We start from the raw sequence: 12,939 nt of genomic DNA, 5'->3' as shown, positions 1-12,939 counted from the left end.
AGGTGCCATAACTCATGACACCTTTTGAAGTTAAAAACAAATTATGAGGTTTTAATTTCCACCATCCCACCAAGTTTTCGTCATGAAGAAATCTCCTCCAATCCTACTGACAGCAGAACGGTAATTTTGAGGGTTATTACCAATTTCATCTTCCCAGTATCTTAAGCGACGTGGGATTTCATTGACTTCAAATCTATTGGGGTCTTGCGTAGGTTCTAAAACAGGAAAACCTGTCCTTCTCCAATTAGCCCATGATTCAATTGAATTCAACCAAGTAGCTGCCCAATATTCTTCTCCAATTAGGCGCAACTTATCTTGTGTAGAGGCTGCTTCAAAACCTCTTCCAGCAATGTAAGCGCTAATCTCAGCTGAAGATCTAGCAAATGAGGCATCAAAATCAACCCAAGAATTAATTGCAGCAGTGATTCCATTAGCAAAATGCGTTGATGCATCAGAGGAAATCCAGCCCAATACTGCTGCTTCAGCCTTCATAAACTCTACCTCAGCATAAGAAATTAACCAATAAGGATCTTCCCAATCTAAATATTTGAGATTTAGCATAGAAAACATTCTATTCCCAACACCTGGAGTATCAAATAATGCGACATCTTGAGGAGACAAGACAGTCCTAAGAGTAGCAGAATTAAAGCCATTTGGCATTCCTCTTTGAGCTGCGGGGTCTGTATTCCAGGTATCTGGTCTTTCAGGGTCTCCCAAACCACCTGATACAATCATCAATCGTGGGTCATTATTTTCAATCATCCAATCCATGAATGTTTTACTAATTTTACAATCTCTTGAATACTTATATGTATTCCAAAGGCCATCATTCAATCCATTTCTATTTACACCAATAGGGCCTGTTGTGAAGTGAATGTACCCATTATCTGCTATAGATTCAAAAGCACCACTGCTATTTGCTTCTATAAATACCTCTCTAGCCCGCGTAGGGTTAACCTCACTCATTCGCATAGCAATTCGCATCAAAAGGGAGTTGGTGAACTTTCTCCACTGATTTAAGTCACCCCTATACATGAAATCCTGATTGCCCAGTCCACGAGCTGATGGAGAAAATTTCCCTCTTGCTTCTCTTAAGGAGGATATCATATCCTCATAAATTTCCTGCTGACTGTCATATACAGGAAACCAGTTCTCAGCCCCTTCAAGACCTCTTCCGGCTTGAAAGTAAGGAACATCTCCATAGATATCTGTCATTCTGTGGAGGTCAAAAACCCGCATAACCGTTGCTGCTGCGTTGACATTAGCTTCAGCTGGGTCATCTTGAGTTCTGTTGATCACATGAGAATATAATCGTATTACATCTGTATAATGTCGTTCCATATACGCTCCGCTATACTGCGGGTTATAGAAATACTTATCCCCACTAAAATAGCCTGCTAAAGAAGCTATATGCTGTATCATGGGCGCAGCGTATAATACATTTGCTCTAGTATTTTCGTATTCGCCAGCTATCCTTAGCGTAGCAAGAGAAAACAAAAACTGCATATCCATATCCGTCACGGCATTAGGATCCACATTGAGATCAATCAGCTCTTGCTCATCGCAGGATGAAAATATGAGCGTAAATGCCAATAATATGCCTGTTATTTTATATATCGTCTTCATAATTCTTTCAATTTTAGTCTTCAGTGTCTTTAGAAATTCACATTAATATTAAACCCAAAGTTTCTAGCCACTGGCATTGCAAAAAACTCTAACCCTTGTGCATTACCTGACACCGTATATGCCGACTCTGGATGTATATTAGGAACATTAGACCAAAGCAAGGCTAAATTCCTACCAACTAACGAAATTGAAGCTGATTCAAACGGGGTTTTCGCAAGTAGATTCCTTGGGATTGTATACCCAAAAGACAATTCTCTCAACTGAATAAAAGAAGCATCGTACACAATATTTTCGGTAACTTGTGCATAACGGGTATAATAATTATTCAACCAATAATTATTAGGATCACCTGTTACAGCAGGTATTTCCCACGTTCTTGCTTCTCCATTTCTGTCTACACCTGAGACAGTCAAGCCTCCGTCACGTCCTACTAGTGTCTCCTGATGCAATCCATTGGAATATGCAAAGAAGTTAGTTCCAGAAACTAAACTACCCCCGTATCGCATGTCAAGTAATACCATCAGCCTAAACCCTTTGTAGGAGAAGTTATTGGCCAAACCCGCAGAAACGGGATGACGTGCTTCTGCAATGGTTTCTAAACCATCTGTCCAAACAGGTAATCCATCATCGTCATATACTTTTTGTCCATTGATGGTCTGATGTTTAAACCCAGCAATCATCCCAAGCGGTTGCCCAACTATGTGTCGAATTCTTTCTCTTCTTAGTCTAGATTCATCTAGGTTAATAAATTCTATTGGATCGCCTTCGGCATCATTCCCTAAGCTGAGGACCATACTCTGATTATTGGCATAGTTGAGAGAGAAATCCCATTGGAAATCTTTATTTCTTATGGCTGTAATGTTCAATAATAATTCAACACCACGATTTCTTAACTCCCCAATGTTGACGATAGTGGAATTAAATCCAGAGGTTGCAGAAATACCCGTTGCCAATATATCATTGGTAGTATTTCTATTATAAAAAGCAAAATCCAACCCAATTCTATTATCTAAAAATCTAAAATCTCCACCTATTTCATATTCTGTAGATAAATAAGGTTGGAGGGCATTATTTGGAATGGAACCATTATTGATTTGTCCAAGACTACCCCCAAGATGTCCAGCACCTACTAATCCATAATTTAGATTTAAGGCATAAGGCATCGGAGCTCCACCACCGGTTTGTCCCCAAGATGCTCGAAACTTTGTAAAAGTAATCGCCTTAGGCATATCGATTACATCGCTCAATACAAAGCTAGTCCCCACTGATGGGTAAAATAACTTACTGTTTTCAGGAGCTAAAGTCGAAAATTGATCCTGACGAGCCGTCAAATTCAAAAACAAAAAGTTTTTGTAACCAAAGTTAGCTGATCCAAAAATAGAGTTAATACCCCACTCTGAGAAATTATACCCAACGACTGGTTCTGCAACATTTCGAACACTATGGAAAAAAGGAACTACTAGATCATTTCCACCCCCACTCAACGCTTCGGTAGATCTTCTCATTCTGTTGGCTCCCACCATAGCATCTACAGAAAAGTTTCCAAAATCCTTTTGCCCACCAATAAACAAATCCAAATTATCTTCTCTTAATGTCAGTTTTGTTAAATTGTAACTACCTCTTGGCCTATAAGCAGTTCCCCAAGGTTCGTAAGCGTTGTCCGTTCTTGCTTGGTAATCTGTACCTGCTCTACCCATGATATACAACCAGTCAGTAATGTCATACTTCAACGTTACCTGACCCAATACCCTATCGGTAACATCAGATCTTGAAAACTGATGTGCCGCCCAATACGGGTTCGTTTGGAATACATTTTGCTGATATCTTAATTCAAGTAAGTCTTCATTAGCTCCTAATTTATCTCCAGGACCTCTTAAAGCAGAAAAAGGAACATTTCCAGGTCTATTAAAAACAGAGAAGTTTGCGTTTCCTGGAGAATCCGACAATCGAGGTCTATTTTGAGCATCCTGATTGGAATATTGACCACTAAAATCCAAGGTCAATTTTTCCCCTAACTTACTGTTGATATTCACATTCAAAACTCTTCTTTTAAAACCCGAGTTCGGCATAACATCCTGATTATGCAAATCTGAATATGCAAATCGATAAGTAGCTTTTTCATTTCCTCCACTTAAAGCAACAGAATTGTTAATAGTCATTCCTGTTCTGTAGAAATCATTGATTCCCTCCCCTGTATGAGAAAAAGGTCTCGACACTCCATCAAACTGTAAGGATGGGACTCCATCATACCTTGGACCCCAATGTCCTTGTCCTATTTCAATGGCTTCATCAGCTGTCAGTGGCCTAACACCATCTCTACCAGGTCCAAATTCACGCTGATAATCTGTTAGATCCCAAGCTCTATCAAATGTGATATTACTGTTTAATGAAACACCAATACCTTTTCTAGCTTTTCCTGATTTGGTTGTAATTAGTACCACGCCATTGGCAGCACGTGCACCATAAAGAGCAGCTGCGGCATTCCCTTTCAACACAGAAATACTTTCTATATCATCAGGATTGATAGAAGCCAAGCCATCACCTCCATCATTTCCTCCCCACATACCTGCACTACCTAAATTACCGGTCTCGATTGGCATCCCGTTAACCACATAAAGTGGCTGATCATTTCCTGTCAAGGAAGATCCCCCACGGATAACCACACGGGTAGAACCTGCTGCACCAGAAGCTGGTGGAGACACATTGACACCAGCAATTTTCCCTGTCAAAGCATTCCCTAAGTTGATGGCTCTTGATTCGGTGAATTTCTCCCCTCCTATTTGAGTGACAGAAAACCCTAATGCTTTTTTATCCTTTTCCATACCAAAAGAAGTTACCACTACCTCCGATAATTCAGATAAATCCTCACTCAAGGTGACGTCTAAAGTAGAGCGATTTCCAATCAAAACTTCTTGTACGGAAAAACCAATAAAGGAAAATACCAACACTGTATTGTTGGTCACCGAAATCGAATACTTACCATCCAAATCAGTGGTAGTACCCGAATTTGATCGTTTTTCCAAGATGTTTACTCCTGGAATAGGCTCACCGGAAGAATCTACAACTGTTCCAGTAAGCACTCTCGTCTGTGCATAAGTCTCTAAACTAAAGGTAAGACTTATGATCAGCGTAAACACTAATAGTAATAATCTGCTCATAAGATAAAATTAAGGTTATTCATTTATTTTGGGTAGGAACTATTTTTCAATCTTATATATACCAAACCAAAGACACTTCCAACATTAAAGAAGGACACTACAAACTATAGTAATTATGATATTTGCGAACTTTATAAAATCTAATTTTACAAAAACATTAAAACATCTATGAAATCAGACATGAATTAGAGATACTCATAATTTAATATATGTAAATGTATCAAAAAAAATTATTTTGAAAAACTTTTATTAATTTTTTTTTTAAGTATTATATAGATATGTTATATTTTAATATTAAAACACGCACTTGTAAAAAATATTTGACGTATAAGAGGCTCTTAAATCCCTTTTTTTTTATTTTTTAAAATAACATGCTGTTACTTTTTCACAATTATTTAAAAATCTAAAATAAAAAATTAGACATAAAAAAAGCCCGACTTTAAAGTCGGGCTAAACAAGTGATCTATTAATGATTTATTTGATAAACAGCATCTCCCTGTATTTCACCAATGGCCAAAACTCATCGTCGACAATTAATTCCAACTTATCAGCAGCATATCTGATTTTATCAAAATAGGCTTCTTTGACATCGACGCAATAGCCTTTTGCTCTCAATACGATATCGTCCTCTTTATTCAATCGACGACGGGCATCAATCATTTCATTGACATTTTGCTTCAAGGATTCTAAATATCCAGTAATCTGCTGAATTGTCTCAATCGCAGCCTTATTCTCTAAACCGAGTGCTTTAAGACCCGTAGCATTTTCAATCAGTTTATTCTGATACTGAATAGCTGTTGGAATCACATGATTTAAAGCCAAATCTCCCATGACTCGGGATTCAATTTGAACCTTTTTGATGTAGTTTTCCAACATGATTTCATGACGTGCATGCACTTCCAGTTCATTCAATACACCATGCTTTTCGAATAGAGCAATCACCTTTTTATCGCGATATGCATCCAATGCAAACGGTGTACTCTTCAGGTTGGACAACCCTCTTTTTTCAGCCTCTTGAGCCCACTCCTCTGAGTAACCATCACCTTCAAAGCGAATTTTCTTACTATCCTTGATGTACTTCCTCAATACATTAACAATCGCAATCTTCTTCTCTTTTCCAGCTGCCATTTCTTTTTCAATATCTTTGGCCATAGCTTTGAGGACCTCAGAAACTATCACATTCAATACAGTCATTGGACCTGCAGAGTTGGCACTTGACCCCACTGCTCTGAACTCAAACTTATTTCCTGTGAAAGCAAATGGAGAAGTTCTGTTTCTATCAGTATTATCTAATATGATTTCAGGTATTTTAGAAATGCCTAATTTCATATACATGTTATCCCCTTTTTCAATTTTCACATTCCCGTTTTTCTCCAATTCATCTAAGACAGATGTAAGTGTGGATCCAAGGAATACAGACATAATTGCCGGAGGTGCTTCATTGGCCCCCAATCGGAAATCATTACTAGCTGATGCGATACTTGCTCTCAACAAATCAGCATTATCGTAGACAGCCTTTACAGTAGCAACTACAAAAGTCAAAAACTGTAAATTTTCTCGAGCAGAATTGCTTGGCTGGAATAAGTTAACACCTGTATCTGTAATCAAAGACCAGTTATTATGCTTTCCTGAACCATTGACTCCTGCAAATGGCTTCTCATGAAACAATACTTTTAAGCTGTGCTTTTCAGCCACTTTCTCCATCAAATCCATCAATAGCTGATTGTGATCGATGGCCTTATTAATTTCTTCAAAAACAGGCGCAACTTCAAACTGCCCTGGAGCTACTTCGTTGTGACGGGTAGAAACTGGAATACCCAACTTATGAGCCTCAATTTCAAAATCCATCATGAAGTCCTTTACTCGGTTAGGAATAGAACCAAAGTAGTGATCCTCTAATTGCTGACCCCTTGCAGGATTATGACCAAACACCGTTCTACCAGCCATGACTAGATCAGGTCTCGTAGCAAACAAGGCTCTGTCAATGACAAAATATTCTTGCTCCACACCCAACGAAGGAATTACCTTTCGTACATTTCTATCAAATAACTGACAGATCTGCACAGCAGCATCATTCACTGCTTCCATAGATTTTAACAAAGGTGTTTTGTAATCCAACGCCTCTCCAGTATAGGAAACGAAGATTGTTGGGACACACAAGGTCTTGTCAAAAATAAAAATTGGCGATGATGGATCCCATGCCGTATATCCTCTAGCTTCAAACGTTGAACGGATACCTCCATTAGGGAAAGAGGAAGCATCAGGCTCCTGCTGTACCAAGGATGAACCTTTGAATCTTTCTATTCCCGCATGCGCATCAAAAAACGCATCATGTTTTTCTGCAGTAGATCCTGTGAGGGGTTGAAACCAGTGGGTATAGTGAGTCACACCTTTGGATAAAGCCCAAACTTTTACCGCTGATGCAATTTCCTCTGCTGTTGCTGGGTCAATTTTGGCCCCTTTATCAATCGCTTCGGCTACTTTTTTGTAAACAGAAGGTGCTAAAGACTCCTTCATTTGCTTAATCCCAAATACATGACTTCCATAAAAATCAGAAATCTTAGTGGATGGTGGAGTCACAGATATTTTCGGTCTCCCTTGCGCAATTAGTAACGCTCTTTGTCTTAAAGTTGCCATTTTCTACAATATGTGGTTTGAATTTATACCCACAAATTTAAAAAAATATATGTATTTAAAATCAAAAGACTGATTTTTTAACCTGTTTTATCAAATTTTTACACATTTTTTAAAAAATCACCACCTTTTGAGCCGAAATCAGCTAAAAATTATTCATTTTAGGGTAAAAAAATAGAAAATTGAAAACTTACAGTTATTTCCTACCTTTGCAAGCTGTAAATAAGCATGTCACGTGAAAAAAGTTGCATTCTACACCTTAGGTTGTAAGTTAAACTATTCAGAGACCTCCACCATAGGCAGGATGTTTGAGCAGAAGGGCTATCAAAAGGTTGAATTTGATCAAACTCCAGATATTTTCATCATCAATACTTGTTCGGTTACTGAAAATGCGGACAAGAAGTGTAAGAAAATTGTTAAAGAGGCTAAAAAGATATCCCCGGATTCTTACGTGACTATTATTGGATGCTATGCACAATTGAAACCTCAGGAAATTGCTGAAATCGATGGTGTAGATGCTGTCTTGGGTGCTGCTGAAAAGTTTAGACTAATCGAGCTCCTGGATGGCTTTGCCAAAGAGCAGGAGACCAAAGTACTCGCTTCAGAGATACAAGAAGCTAAGTTATTTAATAATGCTTATTCTATACATGACCGTACCCGTACTTTTTTGAAAGTTCAGGATGGCTGTAATTATGGATGTGCTTTTTGTACCATACCCCTAGCTCGAGGGAAAAGTAGAAGCGATAGCATCGCAAATATCCTTCAATCAGCAAGGGAAATTGCACAAACCGACATCAAAGAGGTTGTATTGACAGGTGTCAATATCGGTGACTTTGGGATCCAAGAAGGTAAAAGAGAAGAACGATTTATTGATTTAATTCGCGCTTTGGATGAAGTAGAGGGTATCAACCGATTTCGGATATCTTCTATTGAACCTAACCTTTTGACCAATGAGTGTATAGAGTTTGTCTCTACTTCCATGCATTTTGTTCCGCACTTCCACATACCCCTTCAATCAGGAAGCAACACAATACTTCGAAAAATGGGTAGAAGATATCTTCGAGAACTATACGAAGATAGAGTCACAAAAATCAAAAGCTTGATGCCGCACTGCTGCATTGGGGTGGATGTCATCGTAGGTTTTCCTGGCGAAACGGATGAGCTTTTCCTAGAAACTTACAATTTCCTTAATGAACTGGACATTTCCTATCTTCACGTATTTACCTACTCTGAGCGAGCCAATACACGGGCAGTTGAGATGGATGGTGTAGTACCAATGAAAAAGCGAAATGAACGTTCCAAAATGCTCAGGATCCTTTCTGAGAAAAAGCGTAGAAAATTCTATGAGGATAATCTAGGCAAAACCTTTACCGTGCTTTTTGAAGAAGATGTGGAAAATGGTCAGATGCATGGATTTACTGAAAATTACATCCGAGTGGCTGCCAAATATGACCCTTTGTTGATCAATGAACTCAAAACGGTCACTTTGACAAGTATCAATGAGCGTGGAAATGTGGAAGTGGTAGAGCCAGAGATGGTTTATGAAAAGCATGATTAAAAAGGAACTAGCAGCTAGTTCCTTTTTAATACTATTTTTGCTTTATCTGCTTGCTCTACAAGAGAAAGAAAACCTACATACTCTTTAAAAAGCGCACCCTCGTATACCCCATCCCTCATTTCAACCTTTCGATGTAGAACCATACCTGTATCGTGTAGCTGATACTCATTTTTAAAATACCCAAAACTAGTTTCAACGCTTATAGATTTAGGCAAATTCTCCACACTGTATCCTTGAGGAAAGGAAAAATTAAATTCATCTTCATCTATAAAGCCCATGACAATTTCAAAATCTGTCATGCGATTTTCAGCACTTGTAAGCGAACTTCTCAGGGTATTAAATTGATTAGGTTGAAAAAACAAGCGATTACCTGTCAAACTACCAAAATATTTAGCCTGTATCGATGCTTCAAATGTTGCCTCTGGAATCGGGGCAGGAAAAACATCGAATGAATACGTTAGAATAGTCATTGATGGCAGTTTATACATGCTCTGTACCCATTTTTTTCTATCCTGTTCGCCTGCTCTTCCCATACCCAATAAGCGATTATTCTCTGCTTGTAGTGCCTTTGCTACCAGCTGTATAGTACCTTGCACATCACCTGATTCAGAAAGATTAAAGTTAAACTTATGAATTTGTATATTTTGCGCATATCCATATTTGGGTGTACGTACAAGTTTTCCCCCTTCTGGGGTAATCAATAAGGCATATCTATCAGAAGTGAAGTCTGATAAATATCCAAATGGATTATTTTGATCTGTACATTCTAAAAACAGATAATCTCCATCTTTTTGAGGGACTGCTAATATGACATGATTAAAGTAATCCGCTGTAAATTCGGGATAAACTTTTCGAGGAGCACCTCCCCCATGTATCAAAGTATAGTAATTTTCGATACCGGCCACATCTAACAAAGCACCCATATAATTGGAAAGTGCTTTACAGTCTCCAAATCCATTTTTTTCTACATTCATGGCATCGAAAGGCATCAAACCACCCAAACCAAGTTGAATACTTACATAGCGAGTTTTATTTTGCATATACTGGTAGAGCGCTTGAATTTTCTCCAAATCGCTATCCAACCCCGATATAATCTGCTTGACATCATCCATAGTTTTCTGTGGTAGCTCTCTTTTTCCTTGATTGAGTTTATAAAACCAAACTCCCATTTCTTCCCAAGAATTGAGCGTTCCTGCAAATCCATCATAAACAAATTCAGCAGGAGATACTAATAGATGATGGTAAGACTGACTATCTCTAGATGCTAAAGGCTCTACTTTCACTGGATTTAAATCCTGCATTTCCCATGCATATACAATTTTGTCACCCTCTTTTTTTTCAGACTTAAAATCATCAGAAATCGTTTTGGAGAAAAATCGAATTGTTTTATCAGAAGGAATACTGTACCGAATACTAGCTTTCTGAACTGGAATTTTGGTGTAAGGCTGAGGTATCCATGAAGGAATGTAATACAAATTTGGATACTCCAATTCGTAATCGAAACTTACCGTATAAGGCAATCGATGTTGCTGAATATCTAATACTTTCACTCGGTTATCCTCATACACAGAAAAAGAACTGAAATTACTATAGTCTTGAATATCTGACTTTTTAAATTTATATATGATTTTACCCTGCAGATCGGTAGCCTCACCGGTAATATTCTTCACCTTGATGCTTTTAGAATAGGGCACCGATAAAACAGCAAGAGAATTAGCATCTGTTTTTAGAATAGTTGCTTTTAGCTTTTTTCGAACAGTAAACTTCCCTGATGCATCGACGGTAACTTCCTCTATACTCTCATGGATGACAGCTGGAGCATTTTTCCAATCTTCAGGCAACTGTATCTGCTGTGCAATAACAGGAAGGATCAGACAGTAGTAAAGTAAGAAGAAAATACTAAATCGCATTCGAAGCCTTTTTTAGAACAATCACCTCCTTTTGTTTTTTTGACACCTCTTGGAAGAAGGTTTTAACTTCTAGATATTCCTTAGGTGTGTACATGGTCTCATTCAACTGGTAACTGACCATCACCTGAAGTTTATTAGCGGCAATTTGAGATATTCTGTAACTGTAGACAATTTTCTTATCCTGGAAATTCAATAATTGAGGTTTAGGCATTTCATCAACTACATACCCTTCAGGAATGTCTAGCACATAGACTAATTGCCTTTTGGTTGGATAAATAAAGTCAATGGGAAAATCTCTTTTCTCTTGATTGAATGGATTATCCGCCAAAATACCTTCTTCAAAAGGTGCGATGTAAATCAAAGGCGGTAAACTAGAAGATCCATCAACAGAAAACAAGGTTAGCTTTTCAACAAATGGTAAATCCCTTTCCGACTCATTCTCCATGGCATAATCACGAATGGTCCAAGATTTACTTTGGGCATGAATGTCTGCTACATATTTATCTTTTCCTTCACTTTGAATACGTTTACGAATTAAAGAGGACTGATAACCAAATGAGTTGCGTTGAACTTCTTGTATTTGTCCCTGTTCTGTGAAGCTCACATTAATGAGTGAGGTATACGAGTTTACTTTGGAGTTTTTCAAATTAGCCCACTTTGAACCTCCAGAAACCACAATCAATCCAGAATTATTGATGGCCCTCGTAGGAAGATAGCCAAATGGTAAAGAGGCATCAGAAGCATCCAATAACAATTGCTGATCTTCTATCTGAACAAGAGTAGTAACATAATTCAATTTATGCATCACTGGATTAGCAGGATTTAAAAATCCTTTATCTCTACTCGTACTGACTACAGCATAAGCGTCAAAACCCAACTCAATCAATAGAAGTGTTTGAAGCAAATTGATTTCTGCAATAGACCCTTTCCCTTCTTTATACACCTTATCCAAAGATTTTCTTGGATAAATACCCCGGACGCCATCCCATGCCACATGAGAAGTTATATGATTATATACAGCCACTACTTTTTCCTCTGGAGTTTCCAATCCATCTGTAATCTGAGCAGCCAGTTCTTTTGAAAACTTGCCCTTGGACAGATATTTACCAAAATCTTCATCTTTTAATAACGACTCAGCAACTTCCTGCCAGGTACCTGTAATTTGTTGAGGCTGACTGTTGGGGAATTGTACCGACTTTAGTTGTAAATCTACGCGAGAGGCATAACTGAATGGATTATCTATATATGGTTCGGTCTTTAATCCAGGTGCATTTTTGACAGCCAATGCAATTTTCCGAGTACTATAATCTACTCGTTGTGAAGAAGATTGTGAGGCTGTAGCAACTCGATTACTCACTCTTTCAGTTTCCATCCAACTTGCCACACCTGAACCGGTTGTCTGCTCATTTTTGGCAAATCTTAAGTGACCTTGGGTAGTTTGAGCATAAGTAAAGTATTCTGGGTACTCAAAGCTATATTCACTCCATACAGTTGGAATCTCTTCCTGAAAGAACCATTCTCTGACATAATTGAATAAATCGGAGGTCAGTTCATAATAAATTTCTACAACTGCTCCTTCTCGGACTGATGGAGGTGTGACTTTTTTGATGGCATAGGTTTTGGATACTGCCTCATCAAAAATATTCTCTTTATCAATTTTTTGTTTAACCAGCTTCCCATTATCCTCATAATGTACGAATCCTTTCAAGGAATTAATACCATCCATCCTACCTGTGAATTTATAATACGGGATTTCTAAATCAGCATGTGCTAATCCATCCTTATTCAGAACTTTTATCACCCTGTATACCCTATATTTAATCACAAAACCATTATTTTGCTGATATTGAATCTCAGCATGAGAACTGGCATGCAAAACCACCGCAGGATCATCCGGGTAAGACTCTTGATACTTTTTGGTGATTAAATCATTTGGAAGTTTACCAAATTTCAAATCTGCTTGTGCAAACGCCTGACTAAAAGTGAGGCAACTGATGAGTAGAAATCCCCCAAAGGATTTCAAAAATGAACTTTTCATAAATATTGGAACTAA

General features: G+C 38.1%; 6 protein-coding genes. 1 reads left to right on the top strand and 5 read right to left on the bottom strand.

What is annotated here, in order from left to right; genetic code table 11:
- Window positions 1-51 precede the first annotated feature (51 nt).
- The 3 genes from IPZ59_RS10325 to IPZ59_RS10315 all read right to left on the bottom strand — a co-directional run bounded on the left by IPZ59_RS10325 (window position 52) and on the right by IPZ59_RS10315 (window position 7,421).
- Window positions 52-1,626, bottom strand: a complete 1,575-nt coding sequence (locus IPZ59_RS10325) for a SusD/RagB family nutrient-binding outer membrane lipoprotein (protein WP_236135966.1) — start codon at window positions 1,624-1,626, stop codon at window positions 52-54.
- A 29-nt stretch (window positions 1,627-1,655) separates the two neighbouring features.
- Entirely contained in the window at window positions 1,656-4,784 is a 3,129-nt protein-coding gene (locus tag IPZ59_RS10320) for a SusC/RagA family TonB-linked outer membrane protein (protein ID WP_236135965.1), read from the bottom strand.
- A gap of 474 nt (window positions 4,785-5,258) precedes the next feature.
- Complete coding sequence (locus tag IPZ59_RS10315; protein ID WP_236135964.1) at window positions 5,259-7,421, bottom strand: glutamine synthetase III family protein; 2,163 nt, start codon at window positions 7,419-7,421, stop codon at window positions 5,259-5,261.
- A 232-nt stretch (window positions 7,422-7,653) separates the two neighbouring features.
- Between IPZ59_RS10315 and mtaB the strand changes: the two genes are divergently transcribed.
- Entirely contained in the window at window positions 7,654-8,976 is a 1,323-nt protein-coding gene (gene mtaB, locus IPZ59_RS10310; protein ID WP_236135963.1) for a tRNA (N(6)-L-threonylcarbamoyladenosine(37)-C(2))-methylthiotransferase MtaB, read from the top strand.
- A gap of 14 nt (window positions 8,977-8,990) precedes the next feature.
- Here the strand turns inward: mtaB and IPZ59_RS10305 are convergent, their stop codons facing one another.
- Both IPZ59_RS10305 and IPZ59_RS10300 read right to left on the bottom strand, forming a co-directional pair.
- A complete protein-coding gene (locus IPZ59_RS10305; RefSeq protein WP_236135962.1) occupies window positions 8,991-10,886 on the bottom strand; it encodes a DUF3857 domain-containing protein in 1,896 nt (631 codons plus the stop codon).
- Window positions 10,876-12,924, bottom strand: coding sequence for a DUF3857 and transglutaminase domain-containing protein (locus IPZ59_RS10300; RefSeq protein WP_236135961.1), 2,049 nt, complete (start codon window positions 12,922-12,924; stop codon window positions 10,876-10,878). Before IPZ59_RS10300 ends, IPZ59_RS10305 begins: the two co-directional genes overlap by 11 nt.
- Window positions 12,925-12,939 lie beyond the last annotated feature (15 nt).

It is taken from the genome of Mongoliitalea daihaiensis, from assembly GCF_021596945.1.
Lineage (GTDB): Bacteria > Bacteroidota > Bacteroidia > Cytophagales > Cyclobacteriaceae > Mongoliitalea > Mongoliitalea daihaiensis.
Note: the sequence above shows the minus strand (reverse complement) of the source record. Positions and strands in the feature narration are given on the sequence as shown.

Excerpts from the sequence above, each read along its gene's own strand:
- IPZ59_RS10315 (WP_236135964.1), bottom strand. The coding sequence starts at position 7,421 with ATGGCAACTTTAAGACAAAGAGCGTTACTAATTGCGCAAGGGAGACCG.
- IPZ59_RS10300 (WP_236135961.1), bottom strand. The coding sequence starts at position 12,924 with ATGAAAAGTTCATTTTTGAAATCCTTTGGGGGATTTCTACTCATCAGT.
- IPZ59_RS10320 (WP_236135965.1), bottom strand. The coding sequence starts at position 4,784 with ATGAGCAGATTATTACTATTAGTGTTTACGCTGATCATAAGTCTTACC.
- IPZ59_RS10305 (WP_236135962.1), bottom strand. The coding sequence starts at position 10,886 with ATGCGATTTAGTATTTTCTTCTTACTTTACTACTGTCTGATCCTTCCT.
- IPZ59_RS10325 (WP_236135966.1), bottom strand. The coding sequence starts at position 1,626 with ATGAAGACGATATATAAAATAACAGGCATATTATTGGCATTTACGCTC.